General features: G+C 66.1%; 12 protein-coding genes. 8 read left to right on the top strand and 4 right to left on the bottom strand.

Annotation, left to right across the window (positions count from 1 at the left end; all coding sequences use genetic code 11):
- Window positions 1–20 precede the first annotated feature (20 nt).
- The 3 genes from mscL to coaA all read right to left on the bottom strand — a co-directional run bounded on the left by mscL (window position 21) and on the right by coaA (window position 2,374).
- The gene (gene mscL, locus ACP3TD_RS14250) at window positions 21–410 is read right to left on the bottom strand and encodes a large conductance mechanosensitive channel protein MscL (RefSeq protein WP_426763699.1); all 390 of its coding nucleotides are present in this window, start codon (window positions 408–410) and stop codon (window positions 21–23) included.
- 90 nt (window positions 411–500) lie between these two features.
- The gene (locus ACP3TD_RS14245) at window positions 501–1,373 is read right to left on the bottom strand and encodes a M15 family metallopeptidase (protein ID WP_426763697.1); all 873 of its coding nucleotides are present in this window, start codon (window positions 1,371–1,373) and stop codon (window positions 501–503) included.
- Between the two features lie 5 nt (window positions 1,374–1,378).
- Window positions 1,379–2,374 (bottom strand): type I pantothenate kinase, encoded by a 996-nt coding sequence (gene coaA, locus ACP3TD_RS14240; RefSeq protein ID WP_172829987.1) that lies wholly within the window; start codon window positions 2,372–2,374, stop codon window positions 1,379–1,381.
- A gap of 104 nt (window positions 2,375–2,478) precedes the next feature.
- Between coaA and glmS the strand changes: the two genes are divergently transcribed.
- The 8 genes from glmS to ACP3TD_RS14200 all read left to right on the top strand — a co-directional run bounded on the left by glmS (window position 2,479) and on the right by ACP3TD_RS14200 (window position 15,186).
- The gene (gene glmS / locus ACP3TD_RS14235) at window positions 2,479–4,371 is read left to right on the top strand and encodes a glutamine--fructose-6-phosphate transaminase (isomerizing) (protein WP_426763696.1); all 1,893 of its coding nucleotides are present in this window, start codon (window positions 2,479–2,481) and stop codon (window positions 4,369–4,371) included.
- 4 nt (window positions 4,372–4,375) lie between these two features.
- Entirely contained in the window at window positions 4,376–4,723 is a 348-nt protein-coding gene (locus tag ACP3TD_RS14230) for a holo-ACP synthase (RefSeq protein WP_013601780.1), read from the top strand.
- A 30-nt stretch (window positions 4,724–4,753) separates the two neighbouring features.
- Entirely contained in the window at window positions 4,754–6,364 is a 1,611-nt protein-coding gene (locus tag ACP3TD_RS14225) for an NAD(P)H-hydrate epimerase (RefSeq protein WP_426763695.1), read from the top strand.
- Window positions 6,365–6,433: 69 nt separating this feature from the next.
- Window positions 6,434–8,692, top strand: a complete 2,259-nt coding sequence (gene glgX / locus ACP3TD_RS14220; protein ID WP_349035043.1) for a glycogen debranching protein GlgX — start codon at window positions 6,434–6,436, stop codon at window positions 8,690–8,692.
- Entirely contained in the window at window positions 8,689–11,019 is a 2,331-nt protein-coding gene (gene treY, locus ACP3TD_RS14215) for a malto-oligosyltrehalose synthase (protein ID WP_426763694.1), read from the top strand. Before glgX ends, treY begins: the two co-directional genes overlap by 4 nt.
- A complete protein-coding gene (gene treZ, locus ACP3TD_RS14210) occupies window positions 11,016–12,785 on the top strand; it encodes a malto-oligosyltrehalose trehalohydrolase (RefSeq protein WP_426763693.1) in 1,770 nt (589 codons plus the stop codon). Before treY ends, treZ begins: the two co-directional genes overlap by 4 nt.
- Window positions 12,786–12,900: 115 nt before the next feature.
- Complete coding sequence (mgrA, locus tag ACP3TD_RS14205; protein ID WP_426763692.1) at window positions 12,901–13,941, top strand: L-glyceraldehyde 3-phosphate reductase; 1,041 nt, start codon at window positions 12,901–12,903, stop codon at window positions 13,939–13,941.
- 159 nt (window positions 13,942–14,100) lie between these two features.
- Window positions 14,101–15,186 carry an inositol-3-phosphate synthase gene (locus tag ACP3TD_RS14200; RefSeq protein ID WP_426763691.1) on the top strand — a complete coding sequence of 362 codons (1,086 nt, stop codon included), beginning with the start codon at window positions 14,101–14,103 and terminating at the stop codon, window positions 15,184–15,186.
- A 192-nt stretch (window positions 15,187–15,378) separates the two neighbouring features.
- Here ACP3TD_RS14200 and ACP3TD_RS14195 read toward each other — a convergent pair whose 3' ends face one another.
- Window positions 15,379–16,338: a DUF559 domain-containing protein gene (locus tag ACP3TD_RS14195; protein ID WP_426763690.1), complete on the bottom strand. Its 960-nt coding sequence runs from the start codon at window positions 16,336–16,338 to the stop codon at window positions 15,379–15,381.
- Between the last annotated feature and the right edge of the window lie 132 nt (window positions 16,339–16,470).

Genomic DNA, 16,470 nt, shown 5'->3' with positions numbered 1-16,470 from the left:
GGGCCTCATGTGCATATCGGCTAGGACGAGCGGCTTCGCAACTCGTCACGGATCTCGGTGAGCAGGGCGATCTGCGGATCCTCTGCAGATTCTTCCTTGACGTCAGGGTTGATGCCGAGCCGGCGGTTGCGCCGCTCGATCATGTGGTTCATGGGCAAGACCACAACAAAGTAGATGGCGGCGGCAATCAGCACGAACGAAATGATGGCGGAGATGACGCGTCCGTAGAGGAAGCCCTCCCACTGCATCTCCTCGATTCCCTTCGCCTGGAACAGAAGGCCGATCAGCGGGGTGAGGAGCCCTTCCACGATCGAGGTGACGACGGCGCCGAAGGCGGCACCCATCACGACAGCGACGGCAAGGTCTACGACGTTGCCTTTCATGATGAAATTCTTGAATCCGGTCAACATGAGTTCCAAGCTAGCCCACGTCTGTTAACCGCGTGTGAACCCCGGCCCCAATTTTGACCCGTGTTGGGAACCTGGCGGGGGCATTGTCCGTTAGGGGTACCCCGGTGCTGCCCCCACGCCGAAGTACTCCTCGAGCGTGGCAATTCCGCGCGCGGACATGTCCGTGGCCGCCTCAACGCCGATGTACCGCAGGTGCCACGGCTCGTAGTAATACCCGGTGGTTTCATGGAACATCCACGGATACCGCACCACGAACCCGAACCGGTGGGCGTTGGCTTTCGCCCACACGGCGGCAGGCTGTTCTGCGAAGCACGGCTGGAAAGCGCACGCTCCGCCGCCGTCGGCAATGTCGAAGGACCATCCCGTCTGATGCTCCGAATAGCCCGGCCGGGCGCTGGCGGTGTCCGCGTCCGCCTGCCCGCGCGCGGCCACATACCCGTTGTACGTGGACACCTGCGTGGCATAGGAGCGGTACCCGCTGGCCAGGACCATGACCACGCCATCCCGCGCGGCCGCCGCGAACATCGCTTCGGCCGCCGCCGCCGTCGTACTGTTCAGCAGCGCCGACTCACCCGACGCGGAGATCCCGACGGCGGGACTCACCAGGTCCGCCGGCGCATAGTCAGCGGGGGCCAGCGGCCGGTGCTTGTTGACCACTACCCACGGGCTGGCCGGATCCGTCAGCGAAAACTGGCGGGGGAGCGCTGCGGACGGTGAGGGGGAGGCGGAAGGTTCCGGCGGCATGCCGGCCACTGTCGCTGCCTCCGGCGCAGCAACCGGGGTGCCCGGCGCCGTCGGGGAGGGACTCGGGGAAGCAGACGGCTGGGCCGACGACGGCGGCGCGGCCCCGGGTGCGCCGGGCGTGCAGGCGGTGAGTACGGCCAGTCCGGCCCCCACGGCGAGGAAGCGGGCGAAACTCCGCCGGCTGGCCGTTGCGGCTGACGCAGCGCAGTTATGGCACACCTGTGCTAAACCTTCCTCAGGAGCATCCGGCGGATGGTGTGGTCCGAGTCCTTGGTGAGCACCAGCTGGGCCCGGCCCCTGGTGGGAAGGACGTTCTCCTCCAGGTTGGGCTCGTTGATCCGCTTCCAGATGTCCCGGGCGGTGCTCTCCGCCTCGTCATCGGACAGGCTGGCATACCTGTGGAAGTAGGACTCCGGCTGCGCGAACGCCGTGGTCCGCAGCTTCCGGAATCTGTCCACGTACCACTCCTCGATGTAGGAGGTCTTGGCGTCCACGTAGATGGAGAAGTCGAAAAAGTCGCTCAGCGCCAGCCCCTGCCGGCCGTCATGCCGCGGGCGCGCCGGAGCCAGCACGTTCAGGCCCTCCACAATGAGGACATCCGGCCGGCGGACCACCACTTCCTTTTCAGGAACGATGTCGTACGTGACATGCGAGTACCAGGGTGCATGGACTTCCTCGGCCCCGCCTTTGATTTCGCTCACGAACCGCAGAAGAGCCCGCCGGTCATAGGACTCCGGGAAGCCCTTCCGGTCCAGCAGCTGCCGCCGCTTGAGCTCGGCCAAGGGATACAGGAAGCCGTCCGTGGTGATGAGCTCCACGTTGGGTGTGCCGGGCCAGCGCCGGAGCATCTCCCGCAGCACGCGCGCAATGGTGGACTTGCCCACGGCAACCGACCCGGCAACGCCGATGACAAACGGGGTGCGCTGGGTCTGTTCGCCCAGGAAGGTGGTGGTGGCTGCGTGCAGCTGCCCGGCAGCCTCCACGTAGAGGTGCAGGAGGCGGGAGAGCGGAAGGTAGACCTCGCGGATTTCCTTCATGTCCAGGGGATCGCCAAGGCCGCGCAGGCGGACAATATCCTCTTCGTTGAGGGGTTGCTCCATCTGGGCTGCCAGCCTGGACCAGGTCTGCCGGTCCAGTTCCACGAACGGGGAGGCACCCTCCCCGTTCGCCTCGTTGCGTTGCAAAGTCACGTTAGAGATTCTGCCCCGCACTCCGCGCATAGCGAAATGGAAGCGGCTCCGGGGCGCGGCGGTTCGGGCAAGAAGGGCTCAAGATCCGGTTACGGGTTACAAGCAACCAGTTCCCACCCGATACTCTTGAGGCTATGTGTGGAATCGTGGGTTATGTTGGCCGTTCTGTTGACGGCGCTGTTAGTGGTCACAGTGCTTTGGACGTTGTCCTTGAGGGGCTTCGCCGGCTGGAGTACCGCGGTTATGACTCGGCGGGCGTTGCTGTGGTCTCGGATGGTGTGATCGAGTCGCGGAAGAAGTCCGGGAAGCTGAGCAACCTGCTCGCTGAGCTGGAGGAGCGTCCGTTGCCGGAGACCCTGACCGGTATCGGCCACACGCGTTGGGCCACCCATGGCGGCCCCACGGACCGTAACGCGCACCCGCACTTGGCTGATGGCGGGAAGCTGGCCGTGATCCACAACGGCATCATTGAAAACTTTGCCGAGCTGAAGCTCGAGCTGGTGGAGAAGGGTGTGACTTTCCTGTCCGAGACGGACACCGAGGTTGCTGCCGCGCTGCTGGCGGATATTTTCCGGAACCAGCTGGGCGGGGACGTTTCCGACGGCGGCCTGACGAAGGCCATGGAACTGGCCTGCCAGCGCCTCGAGGGCGCGTTCACGCTGTTGGCTGTCCACGCGGACCAGCCTGAGGTTGTGGTTGCTGCCCGGCGTAACTCGCCGCTGGTGGTGGGCCTGGGCGAGGGGGAGAACTTCCTGGGTTCGGATGTTTCCGGGTTCATTGATTACACCCGCCGGGCGGTGGAGCTGGGCCAGGACCAGATTGTCACCATCACCGCTGACTCGGTCGAGATCACTGACTTCTTCGGCAATCCGGCTGAGGGCAAGGAATACCACGTTGACTGGGATCCGGCTTCGGCGAAGAAGGGCGGTTTCTCCTCGTTCATGGAGAAGGAAATCCATGACCAGCCCGACGCCGTGGCGCAGACCCTGCTGGGCCGCTCGGACCTGGAGGGCAAGCTGACCCTGAACGAGCTGCGGATCGACCCGGAGCTTCTTAAGCAGGTCAACAAGATCGTGGTGCTGGCCTGCGGTACGGCCGCGTACGCCGGAATGGTGGCCAAGTACGCCATTGAGAACTGGTGCCGGATCCCCACTGAGGTGGAGCTGGCGCACGAGTTCCGGTACCGGGACCCGATCCTGGACGAGAACACGCTGGTGGTCTCCATCTCGCAGTCGGGCGAGACCATGGACACCCTGATGGCTGTCCGGTACGCCCGTGAGCAGGGTGCGAAGACCATCTCGATCTGTAACACCAACGGGTCCACCATCCCGCGTGAGTCCGATGCGGTGCTGTACACGCACGCCGGCCCGGAGATCGCTGTGGCGTCCACGAAGGCGTTCCTGGCCCAGATCACGGCCGCGTACCTGCTGGGCCTGTACCTGGCGCAGCTGCGCGGGAATATCTTCTCCGGCCAGATCAAGGACGTCCTCGCGGACCTGGCGAAGATCCCGGACAAGATCCAGACCATCCTGGACAACGCCGGCCCGCTGCGGGAACTGGCCCGGTCCATGGCGGACGAGAAGTCTGTGCTGTTCCTGGGCCGGCACGTGGGCTACCCGGTGGCCCTGGAAGGTGCGCTGAAGCTCAAGGAAATCGCGTACATCCACGCCGAAGGGTTCGCCGCCGGCGAGCTCAAGCACGGCCCGATCGCCCTGATCGACGAGGGCCAGCCGGTGTTCGTGGTGGTCCCGTCCCCACGCGGCCGCGATTCGCTGCACGCCAAGGTGGTCTCCAACATCCAGGAAATCCGCGCCCGCGGCGCCCGGACCCTGGTGATCGCCGAGGAAGGCGACGAAGCAGTGAAGGCCTACGCCGAGCACGTCTTCTACGTCCCGGAAACGCCCACGCTGCTGATGCCGCTGCTGACCACCGTCCCGCTGCAGATCTTCGCCGCGGAACTCGCCGCAGCGAAGGGCTACGACGTGGACCAGCCGCGCAACCTCGCCAAGAGCGTCACCGTAGAGTAGTCCCATGATCGTTGGCATTGGGGTAGACGTAGTAGACATCGAGCGGTTCGGCCGCCAGCTGGAACGGACACCGGGCCTTCGGGACCGGCTGTTCGTGCCTGCCGAGCGCGAGCTCAACACCCGGTCCCTGGCTGCCAGGTTCGCCGCCAAGGAAGCCGTGGCCAAGGTCCTTGGCGCGCCTGCAGGCATGAACTGGCAGGACTGCTGGATCGGCCTGGACCACAACGGGCCCACCGTGCAGGTCAAGGGCACGGTGCTGGCAGTCGCGGAGGCTAAGGGCGTCAAGCGCTGGCACCTGTCCATCAGCCACGACGGCGGCATCGCCACGGCAACGGTCCTGGCCGAGGGCTGACCGGGCTCCGCCCCGCAGGGACCCCAGACGATGATCAGCGCCTACAGCGGAACACAGGTCCGTGCCGCCGAGGAGCCGCTCCTCGCGGCCGGCCTCGGTGACGTCCTGATGCAGCGCGCTGCCCACGGCCTCGCCAACGCGGTCATCATCGAACTGCGCTCCCGCGGGCGCCGCATCTACGGCACCCGGCTGGTGGTACTGGCAGGCAAAGGCAACAACGGCGGCGACGGCCTCTACGCCGCAGCTTTCCTCGCCTCCCGCGGGATGCGCACGACGGCGGTCCTCACCGGCGGTGCGGCGCACCCGGCGGCGCTGGCTGCCTTCAGGCGTGCCGGCGGCCGTGCGGAGGAACTGACCGAAGAGGCACTCGAGCCGCTGGCCGCGGAGACCCGGCGCGCCGGCGTCGTCATTGACGCCATCCTGGGCACGGGCGCCCAAGGCGGACTTCGGGGGAGTGCTGCCGCGTTGGTTGAGGCCGTCCTCGAGGCGCGCGAACCTGCCGGCGGCGACCGGTTCGTGGTGGCCTGCGACCTGCCCAGCGGCGTGAACGCGGATACCGGCGAGGCTGCCGGACCGGTGCTGCCCGCCGACCTGACGGTGACGTTCGGCGGAGCCAAGGCGGGCCTGATGGCAGACCCCGGCGCGGACTATGCCGGCAGGGTGCACGTGGTATCCATCGGCATCGAAGAACACTTTCCCATTCCTGTCCTCCGCCGGCTCGAGGAAGCAGAACTCTCCCGGCTGTTGCCGCATCCCGCCCGGCGGGCGCACAAATACTCGCGCGGGGTCCTGGGCATCGTGGCCGGCTCCGTGCAGTATCCGGGCGCTGCTGTATTGGCCTGCCGCGGGGCACTTGCCGCCGGTGTGGGCATGGTCCGGTATCTCGGGCCGCCCGAGGTGGCTGACCTGGTGCGGATGTCCTGCCCGGAAGTGGTGTGCAGCGATGGATCAGTGGCGGACAACCGGGTGCAGGCGTGGCTGGTGGGCTCAGGCATGGGGCCGGAGGACCACGAACAGCTGGCGCGGGCACGCGAGGCCATCGAGTCGGGCCTGCCCGTTGTGGCCGACGCCGGCGCGCTACCGGCGCTGCCCCAAAAACTCGCACCGCACGTGGTGCTGACCCCGCACGCCGGCGAGCTCGCCGCGCTGCTGAAGCGCTTGGAGGGCGAAGCCGACGCCCGGTTTAGCGACCGCGGGGCCGTGGAAGCAGCTACCTTCGACGCCGTCCGCAAGGCGGCCGGCCTGACCGGGGCCACCGTCCTGCTCAAAGGTCCCGCCACGTTGGTGGCAGCCCCCGGCGGCGGAGCCTTCAGCCAGGCGGACGGCACGCCCTGGCTTGCCACCGCCGGCAGCGGCGACGTGCTGGCCGGCGTGATCGGCGCCCTGCTCGCGCAGGCGGGTCCCGCCGTCGGCCGATCCCTCCTTGTGGGCATCGACGACGACGGCCGCTGGGCTGCGCTGGCCGCGCTGGGAGCTGCCTTGCACGGCATCGCCGGGAGGGCGGCGTCGGACTCTGTATTCGGCGGGCCGATCGCCGCCAGCGGAATCGCCGATGCCATACCCGAAACCTGGGGTAAAGTCAGCAGGCTTAGTAACTCTGAAGCCTGGAAACGTAATAGTCACAGCCAACCATTACGGTAGGCATTAGTTCGCACCGGCAGTAGGGGCGTTCCGATGCCCTCTGCTGCTGACCAACAAATGAGGAGCACGATGGAAGTCTGGCCTGGAACTGCCTACCCGCTGGGAGCTACCTTTGACGGCACCGGCACCAATTTCGCACTGTTCAGCGAACAGGCCGAACGGGTGGAACTCTGCCTCCTGGCTGACGACCTGACCGAAACGCGGATCGAACTGACCGAGGTGGACGGCTACGTCTGGCACTGCTACCTGCCGCAGATCCAGCCCGGCCAGAAATATGGCTACCGCGTCCACGGACCGTACGAGCCTGCCAACGGCAGCCGGTTCAACCCGAACAAGCTCCTGATGGACCCCTACGCGAAAGCCATCCAGGGCGAGATCGACTGGGACCCCGCACTCTTCTCCTACGAGTTCGGCGATCCGGATTCGCGCAATGACGCAGACTCGGCCGCGCACACCATGCACGGCGTGGTCATCAACCCGTTCTTCGAATGGGACGGCGACCGGCAGCTCCGCGTCCCCTACCACCAGTCAGTCATTTACGAGGCGCACGTCAAGGGCCTCACCGAGCTGCACCCGGAGATCCCCGAAGAGCAGCGCGGCACCTATGCAGGCGTGGCCCACCCGGCCGTCATCGAGCACCTGAAGAAGCTCGGCGTCACGGCCATCGAGCTCATGCCGGTGCACCAGTTCGTCAACGACGGCACCCTGCAGGAGAAGGGCCTCAACAACTACTGGGGCTATAACACCATCGGCTTCTTCGCGCCGCAGAACACCTACAGCTCCACCGGCGACGTGGGACACCAGGTCCAGGAATTCAAGGCCATGGTCCGCGACCTGCACCGGGCGGGCATCGAGGTCATCCTCGACGTCGTGTACAACCACACCGCCGAAGGCAACCACCTGGGCCCCACCCTGTCCTTCAAGGGCATCGACAACCAGGCGTACTACCGGCTGGTGGACAACGACCTCAAGCACTACATGGACTACACCGGCACGGGCAACTCGCTCAACGTCCGCCACCCGCACTCCCTGCAGCTGCTGATGGACTCGCTGCGCTACTGGGTCACCGAGATGCACGTTGACGGCTTCCGCTTCGATCTTGCCTCCACCCTGGCCCGCGAGTTCTACGACGTTGACAAGCTCTCCACGTTCTTCGAACTCATCCAGCAGGACCCCATCGTTTCCCAGGTCAAGCTGATCGCCGAGCCCTGGGACGTTGGCCCCGGCGGCTACCAGGTGGGCAACTTCCCGCCGCAGTGGACGGAATGGAACGGCAAGTACCGCGACACCGTCCGCGACTTCTGGCGCGGCGAACCGTCCACGCTGGGGGAATTTGCCTCCCGCCTCACCGGCTCGGCCGACCTCTACGAGAGCTCCGCGCGCCGGCCTGTCGCCTCCATCAACTTCGTCACCGCCCATGACGGCTTCACCATGCGGGACCTTGTGTCCTACAACGAGAAGCACAACGACGCCAACGGCGAAGGCAACAACGACGGCGAATCGCACAACCGGTCCTGGAACTGCGGCGAGGAGGGTGACACCGACGACGAGAAGGTGCTGACCCTCCGCGCCCGCCAGCAGCGGAACTTCATCGCCACGCTGCTGCTCTCCCAGGGCGTGCCCATGCTGCTGCACGGCGACGAACTGGGCCGTACCCAGCAGGGCAACAACAACACCTACTGCCAGGACTCCGAGCTGAGCTGGATCCACTGGGAAGCGATGGACCAGCCCCTGGTGGAGTTCACAGCCTTCGTGAACAAGCTCCGGCACGACCACCCCACGTTCCGCCGCAGCCGCTTCTTTGACGGCCGCCCAGTCCGCCGCGGCGAGGGCGAAAAGCTGCCCGACATCGTCTGGCTGAAGACGGACGGCACCGAAATGCTGCCCGAGGACTGGGGCAGCGGCTTCGGCCGGACCATCGGCGTCTTCTACAACGGCGACGGCATCCAGGAGCAGGATTCCCGCGGGCGCCGCATCACCGACGACAGCTTCCTGATGGCCTTCAACGCCCACGACGACGATGTGGACTTCCTGTTGCCGTCTGACGAGTACTCGCAGTACTGGGAGGTCCTGATCGACACCGCAGCCCAGGCTGACGCCTACGAACCCCTCAAGGCAGGAGCAACACTGACGCTGGACGCCAAGTCCATGGTGGTGCTGCGCGCCTACTCCGGCCCGGAAGCCGAAGTGGACCTGTCCGCGGCAGCCTCCCTGGCTTCCATGGCCGATCATGAAGAGGCCCAGGAGGAGATGGTGGAAGCCCAGACCAAGGCAGCTGAAGCGAGCGAGGCAAGGGCAACGGGCGCCGATAAGGAAGCCGAGGCATGAGGACGCCGGCTTCCACCTACCGGCTGCAGATCCGCAGCAGCTTCACGCTGTTCGATGCCGCGGAGAAGGTTCCGTACCTGAAGTCGCTCGGCGTGGACTGGGTTTACCTGTCGCCGATCCTCACTGCGGAGCAGGGCTCGGACCACGGCTACGACGTGACCGATCCCTCCGCCGTCGACCCCGAACGCGGCGGCCCGGAAGGGCTGCTGGCCCTGTCCCGCGCCGCCCGCGAGCACGGCATGGGTGTCCTGGTGGACATTGTGCCCAACCACGTGGGCGTCGCCACCCCGGTGCAGAACCCCTGGTGGTGGTCACTGCTGAAGGAGGGCCGCGGGTCACGGTACGCGGAAGCGTTCGACGTCGACTGGGACCTCGGCGGCGGCAAGGTTCGGCTCCCGATGCTGGGCTCCGACGCGGACCTGGACAAGCTGGAGATCAAGGACGGGGAACTCCGGTACTACGATCACCGGTTCCCGCTCGCCGACGGGACGTACTCCGAAGGGGACTCCCCGGAGGAGGTGCACAGCCGCCAGCACTACCAGCTGATGGACTGGCGCCGCGCCGACGCCGAGCTCAACTACCGGCGCTTCTTCGCGGTGACCACGCTCGCCGGAATCCGGGTGGAAACTCCCGCCGTCTTCGAAGAAGCCCACGCCGAGGTTGGCCGCTGGTTCACCGAAGGCCTGGTGGACGGCCTGCGCGTCGACCACCCGGACGGACTGGCCGACCCCGCAGGCTACCTGCGGTGGCTGAAGGACCTCACCGGCGGCGCCTACGTCCTGGTGGAGAAGATCCTGGAACCCGGCGAGGTGCTGCCGGGGGACTTCGCCTGCGAGGGCACCACCGGGTACGACGCGCTCGCCGACGTGGACCGGGTGTTTGTGGATCCTGCCGGAGAAGAGTCATTGAACGCGCTGGATGCTGAGTTGCGTGGCACTCCCGAGGCCGCCGACTATGCGGAGATGATCCGCGGCACCAAGCGGATGATCGCCGACGGCATCCTCCGCTCCGAGGTGCTGCGCCTGGCCCGGCTGGTCCCGGAATCCCACGGACTTGCACTGGAGGAAGCGGCCGACGCCCTGGCCGAGGTCATCGCCTCCTTCCCGGTCTACCGGAGCTACCTGCCCACCGGGGCCGAGGTTCTCAAGGAAGCCTGCGAGTCTGCCGCCGAACACCGTCCGGACCTCGCCGTTGCCGTTGGGACGCTCCTCCCGCTGCTGCTGGACCCGGCCAACCCCATCGCCGTCCGGTTCCAGCAGACCTCCGGCATGGTGATGGCCAAGGGCGTGGAGGACACCGCGTTCTACCGCTACACCCGCCTGGGCACGCTGACCGAGGTGGGTGCAGAACCCACCGAGTTCGCCGTGTCCCCGGAGGAGTTCCATCACCGGATGCGCCGGCGGCAGGACGAGTTGCCGCTGTCCATGACCACCATGTCCACGCACGACACCAAGCGCAGCGAGGATGCCCGGGCACGGATCTCCGTGATCGCCGAGTTGCCGGGGGAGTGGGCCGCAACGCTGGACACCCTCCGGAAGCTGGCCCCCATCCCGGACGGCCCCTACGAGAACCTGCTGTGGCAGGCCATCGTCGGCGCCTGGCCTGCCAGCCGGGAACGGCTGCAGGGCTACGCCGAGAAGGCTGCCCGTGAGGCCGGCAACTCCACGAAGTGGACTGACCCGGACGAGGACTTCGAGTCCCGGGTGAAGGCCGCCGTGGATGCTGTGTTCGACGACGCCGGTGTAGCCAAGGTGGTGGAGGACTTCGTGGCACGCATTGATGCCTTCGCAGCGTCCAACTCCCTCTCCGCCAAGCTGGTCCAGCTGACCATGCCCGGCGTTCCGGACGTCTACCAGGGCAGCGAATTCTGGGAACGGTCCCTGACCGATCCTGATAACCGCCGACCGGTGGACTTCGCACTCCGGGAAGCCGAGCTGGCCAAGATCGACGCCGGCACGTTGCCCGCAGCGGGCACGGAAGCCAGCAAGCTCCTGGCCACCACTCGGGCGCTCCGCCTCAAGCGGGACCGGCCGGAGCTCTTCGAGGGCTACGTCCCTGTGGCGGCAAGCGGTGCTGCAGCCGGACACCTTCTCGGGTTCTCCCGCGGCGCGGCCGACGGCACAGCCGGGGCGGTGACCCTGGCAACGCGGCTGCCTGCGGGCCTCGAGGCCGGCGGCGGCTGGCGCGATACCGCCGTCGAACTTTCCGCTGCAATGCGTGACGAACTGACGGGCGCCGAATTTGGTGCTGGCAGCGTGTTGGTGGCTGACGTGCTGGGTACCTACCCGGTGGCCCTGCTGGTCCCTGTGGATGGAGGAAACGCATGACCCTGGTCAACCAAGGACCCGAACGCTTCGACGTCTGGGCGCCGGACGCCTCCTCGGTCACCCTCGTGGCTGGCGGCCGGGAGTACCCCATGGCGAAGAAGGACACCGCACCCGGCACAGAGGGCTGGTGGACCGCCCCGGACGCGCCCGCCGACGGCGAGGTGGACTACGGCTACCAGCTCGACGGCGACAGCCACCCGCTGCCCGACCCCCGGTCCCGGCGGGTGCCAGCAGGAGTCCACGAACTGTCCCGGACCTTCGATCCCGCCGCGTACGCGTGGCAGGATTCCAGCTGGAAGGGCAGGGAACTCACCGGCTCGGTGATCTACGAACTCCACGTGGGCACCTTCACCCCGGAGGGAACCCTGGACGCCGCCGCCGGGAAGCTCGGCTACCTCGCGGACCTGGGCGTCGACTTCGTGGAGCTGCTGCCCGTCAACGGGTTCAACGGCACGCACAACTGGGGCTACGACGGCGTGCAGTGGTACGCCGTCCATGAGGGCTACGGCGGGCCTGCCGCATACCAGCGGTTCGTCGATGCCGCGCATGCTGCCGGGCTCGGGGTCATCCAGGACGTGGTGTACAACCACCTCGGCCCCAGCGGCAACTACCTGCCCAAGTTCGGCCCGTACCTGAAGCAAGGCGACGTCAACACCTGGGGTGACTCCGTGAACCTCGACGGACCCGGCTCCGACGTTGTCCGCGAGTACATCCTGGACAACCTCGCACTGTGGCTCCGCGACTACCACGTGGACGGGCTGCGGCTCGACGCCGTGCACGCCCTGCGCGATGAGCGGGCGGTGCACATCCTCGAGGAGTTTGGTGCCTTTGGCGACGCCGTCTCGGCTGAAACCGGGCTGCCCAAGACGCTGATTGCGGAGTCCGACCTGAACAACCCCCGGCTGATCTACCCGCGGGACACCAACGGGTACGGCCTGGCGGGGCAGTGGAGCGACGACTTCCACCACGCCGTCCACGTCAACGTCAGCGGCGAAACCACCGGGTACTACTCCGACTTCCAGTCCCTGGCGGTGCTGGCCAAGGTCCTCAAGGACGGCTTCCTGCACGACGGCAGCTACTCCAGCTTCCGCGGCCGGCACCACGGCAGGCCTATCAACGCCTCGCTGGTGAACCCGGCGGCGCTGGTGGTCTGCAACCAGAACCACGACCAGATCGGCAACCGGGCCATCGGCGACAGGCTCTCGCAGTCACTGTCCTACGGGCAGCTGGCCGTGGCGGCTGTGCTCACGCTGACTTCACCGTTCACGCCCATGCTGTTCATGGGGGAGGAATACGGGGCCACCACACCGTGGCAGTTCTTCACCTCGCACCCGGAACCCGAGCTCGGCAAGGCCACCGCGGAAGGGCGCATCAAGGAATTCGAGCGGATGGGGTGGGATCCCGCCGTCGTGCCTGACCCCCAGGACCCGGAAACCTTCCGCCGGTCCAAGCTGGACTGGGACGAAGCCGCCACGGGTGACCACGCCCGGCTGCTGGAGCTCTACAGGTCCCTGACCGCGCTGCGGCGCAGTCATCCGGAACTGGCCGGGCTGGGTTTCAGCGAGACCGAGGTTGCGTTCGACGACGCCTCCGGGTGGTTGCGGTTCGGCCGCGGCAGCGTTGAGGTGCTGGTGAACTTCGCCGACGCGAAGGTCCGGCTGGACGGCATCAGCGGATCCCTCCTGCTCTCCACCGACGAGGGGACAAGCCAGGACGGCGACGCCCTCGCTTTGGCTCCCTGGAGCGCCGCCATCGTGAAGTCCTGACGATTTCATTCTTTGCCCCGTGCGCGCGTTGCGCCGCGGGCTGGCATTGTCAGCCCGCGGCGTAACTTTTCCAGTCCTGCCTGTTGCGCCGGTCACAACTGGCAGGATGGAACCCATGACATATTCCGCGGCGGAAGACCGCTACGAATCCATGCCCTACCGCCGGGTGGGCCGCAGCGGCCTGAAGCTCCCGGCCATCTCCCTGGGCCTGTGGCACAACTTCGGCGACGACAAGCGCTTTGATGAACAGCGTGCCATCCTGCGCCGCGCGTTCGACCTTGGCGTGAACCACTTCGACCTCGCCAACAACTACGGCCCGCCGGACGGGTCCGCCGAGACCAACTTCGGCCGCCACCTCAAGGACGACTTCAAGCCGTACCGCGATGAGCTGGTCATCTCCACGAAGGCCGGCTACTACATGTGGCCCGGCCCCTACGGCGAGTGGGGCTCACGGAAGTACCTGCTCTCCAGCCTGGACCAGTCACTGGAACGCATGGGCCTGGACTACGTGGACATTTTCTACAGCCACAGGCCGGACCCGGAAACGCCGCTGGAAGAAACCATGGGAGCCCTGGACCACGCCGTCCGCTCGGGCAAGGCACTCTACGCGGGCATCTCCTCCTACACCCCGGAGCAGACCATCGAAGCTGCCCGCATCCTGAAGGAGCTCGGCACGCCGCTGCTCATCCACCAGCCCAGCTACTCCATGTTCAACCGCTGGACCGAGGACGGCAGCCCCAACCTCTACGAGGCGCTCGACCAGGTGGGAGCAGGGTCCATCGCCTTCTCGCCGCTGGCCCAGGGGATGCTCACCGACCGCTACCTCAACGGCATCCCGGACGATTCCCGCGCAGCCAAGGCCAGGTTCCTGTCCGAGGATGCCATCACTGATGAAAAGCTCGCCCGTATCCGGGGCCTGAAAGCCATCGCCGAAGGCCGCGGCCAGACGCTCGCGCAGATGGCCATCGCCTGGATCCTCCGGGACCAGCCCAAGGGTTCACCGGTGACATCAGCCCTGGTGGGAGCATCCAGTGTCCGCCAACTCGAGGACACGCTCTCCGCCATCAACAACCTCGGATTCAGCGCTGACGAACTCACCGCAATCGATGAATTCGCGGTGGAATCGGACATCAACCTGTGGAAGCAGACCGTCTGACGAAACCCCCTTTCTTACGCAGCGGGACCGGCTGAACGAAAGCCGGTTCCGCTGTGTGGGTACTATGAGTACGCGCCGCGCGGCGCTGTCCCAGCCGGCCGCCGTCGCAATTTCCCTGACGCATTACCAGGCCGGCTGACGTTTGTCCTAAGGAGTTCCGTGTCTTCACATCCCATCCGTGTCGCAATCGTCGGCGTAGGCAACTGCGCCGCGTCGCTGGTGCAGGGCGTCCAGTACTACAAGGACGCTGACCCCACGGCCACCATCCCGGGCCTCATGCACGTTGAGTTCGGCCAGTACCACGTGGGCGATGTCCAGTTCGTGGCCGCGTTCGACGTCGACGGCAAGAAGGTGGGCAACGACCTCGCCGATGCCATCCTCGCCAGCGAAAACAACACCATCAAGATTGCCGACGTCCCGCCCACCGGCGTAACCGTCCAGCGCGGCCACACCCTGGACGGCCTCGGCAAGTACTACCTCGAGACCATCGAGGAATCCACCGAAAAGCCCGTTGACGTGGTTCAGGCCCTCAAGGACGCCGACGTTGACGTCATGGTCTGCTACCTGCCCGTCGGCTCCCAGGCCGCTGCCGAGTTCTACGCCCAGGCCGCCATTGACGCCGGCGTTGCCTTCGTCAACGCCCTTCCGGTGTTCATCGCCGGCACCAAGGCATGGGCTGACAAGTTCACCGCCGCCGGTGTTCCGATCGTGGGCGACGACATCAAGAGCCAGATCGGTGCCACCATCACGCACCGCGTCATGGCCAAGCTGTTCGAGGACCGCGGCGTCACCCTGGACCGCACATACCAGCTGAACGTCGGCGGCAACATGGACTTCAAGAACATGCTGGAACGCGACCGCCTCGAGTCCAAGAAGATCTCCAAGACCCAGGCCGTCACCTCCAACGTCGAGGCCGAGCTCGCCGCCAAGGACGTCCACATCGGCCCGTCCGACTACGTGCAGTGGCTTGATGACCGCAAGTGGGCCTTCGTCCGCCTGGAAGGCCGCAACTTCGGTGACGCCCCCGTGTCGCTCGAGTACAAGCTGGAAGTCTGGGACTCGCCCAACTCCGCCGGCGTGATCATCGATGCCATCCGCGCCGCCAAGATCGGCCTGGACCGCGGCATCGGTGGTCCGCTGCTCTCCGCCTCCAGCTACTTCATGAAGTCTCCGCCGGAGCAGTTCAACGACGACCTCGCCCGTGAAAAGGTCGAGGCCTTCATCCGCGGCGACCTGGAGCGCTAACCCGATCCCTCGTTGGCCCAGCGCTCCCTCACCCTCACGGGTGGGGGAGCGTCTCTTCTTAACACGCCCCATCACCTTCTGCCCGCTTTTGCGGGACGCGCCATCATGTTCTGCCGTTTTTGCGGGATGCGCCATCACCAATTTCAGGTTGAGCGTTGACAAGCGGTGCCAATTTTTCGAATGCCCAGGCTGTCACCCCTTACCGGCAAAACCCGCTGCGACGGGATGATCGGTCCAAGCCGCGCGAAGGTGCCGCTTGATCAGCGTTGTGGCTCGTTGGAAACGGTCGGCGGCATCGTCCTTGGTGAACACCAGAACCGTCCACCCAGCCGATTCGAAAGCTTTGTCCCGTCGTCGGTCGCTTAGCCCCTGGGCTTCCAAAAGGTGATGGCCGCCGTCGTACTGGATTGCGAGGCGCCGGTGACGGTAGCCCAAATCAGCAGTAGGGGAGGCTGCATCATTCGGTCGAAGTGCAACCTGCAAATCTGGCTCTGGCAAGTTCGCGTCCAGCATGGCCAGCCGCAGCATCGATTCCGGTGCCGAATCAGCCCCAACCCGCATCAGTTCCAGAGCCTCCCGCGCGCGAATGATGCCCTGAAGATTGGGGTGCCGCCCCAGAAGAGCGCGGAGCCCGTCCAACGTGTTATACGGCTCTGATCTCCCTTCAAACTCTGCTCTGGGCATGCGAATTATTTGATCTCCGAGGCAAACCAACTCAGCCAGTGAGAGGCGCCGGGCCAAGTCGAGCCAGGTCCGGGAACGAGTACTGATGCGAATACCGTCGAAGGCTTCGACCTCATCCTCCCTCGCGATGACGTTGTGTGCGATCACGCCTTTTCGGCGCACTTGAGGCAAGTGATTGGGTTTGCTCAGATGCAGTTCGGTTGAGTCCGACAGCCAGGGCGGCAGCAGCTGACAGTGCAGGCGAGCAGCCGTGACATGCGAAACCCACGCCCCCGGTGAAACTTTAGACAGAACCCGTGCCGCGGCTTCCAACTGAAAATCCCAAGCCAACGGGCGGTATAAACCCCTGCTTACGTGAACCAAGTCCTGCCCGCGGAGCCTCTTTAAGGGCAAGCCGGCAGCAAGAGCCGAGTCAAGGGTAAATGGCGAGTTCGCTAACGTCCATGGCAGATCTGTGCGTTTAGGCATGCTGGCATTCTGGCGGAGAGGGCCTTACCCGTGCAGGAGTTATCCACAGGGAGCCTTTGATGCTTTCGAAGGTGATGGCGCGTTGGGGGAAGGCTGCAGGATGTGGTGGGGCGTTGGGAGGGAGGCTGCAGG

The organism is Pseudarthrobacter sp. 1G09 (assembly GCF_050038305.1).
GTDB lineage: Bacteria > Actinomycetota > Actinomycetes > Actinomycetales > Micrococcaceae > Arthrobacter > Arthrobacter equi.
This window is presented reverse-complemented; position numbering and strand designations above follow the sequence as displayed.

Bases quoted from the DNA above. Each gene is read 5' to 3' on its own strand.
- ACP3TD_RS14195 (WP_426763690.1), bottom strand. From the start codon at position 16,338: ATGCCTAAACGCACAGATCTGCCATGGACGTTAGCGAACTCGCCATTT.
- ACP3TD_RS14230 (WP_013601780.1), top strand. From the start codon at position 4,376: ATGATCGTTGGCATTGGGGTAGACGTAGTAGACATCGAGCGGTTCGGC.
- mscL (WP_426763699.1), bottom strand. From the start codon at position 410: ATGTTGACCGGATTCAAGAATTTCATCATGAAAGGCAACGTCGTAGAC.
- glmS (WP_426763696.1), top strand. From the start codon at position 2,479: ATGTGTGGAATCGTGGGTTATGTTGGCCGTTCTGTTGACGGCGCTGTT.
- coaA (WP_172829987.1), bottom strand. From the start codon at position 2,374: ATGCGCGGAGTGCGGGGCAGAATCTCTAACGTGACTTTGCAACGCAAC.
- mgrA (WP_426763692.1), top strand. From the start codon at position 12,901: ATGACATATTCCGCGGCGGAAGACCGCTACGAATCCATGCCCTACCGC.
- ACP3TD_RS14225 (WP_426763695.1), top strand. From the start codon at position 4,754: ATGATCAGCGCCTACAGCGGAACACAGGTCCGTGCCGCCGAGGAGCCG.
- glgX (WP_349035043.1), top strand. From the start codon at position 6,434: ATGGAAGTCTGGCCTGGAACTGCCTACCCGCTGGGAGCTACCTTTGAC.
- treZ (WP_426763693.1), top strand. From the start codon at position 11,016: ATGACCCTGGTCAACCAAGGACCCGAACGCTTCGACGTCTGGGCGCCG.
- treY (WP_426763694.1), top strand. From the start codon at position 8,689: ATGAGGACGCCGGCTTCCACCTACCGGCTGCAGATCCGCAGCAGCTTC.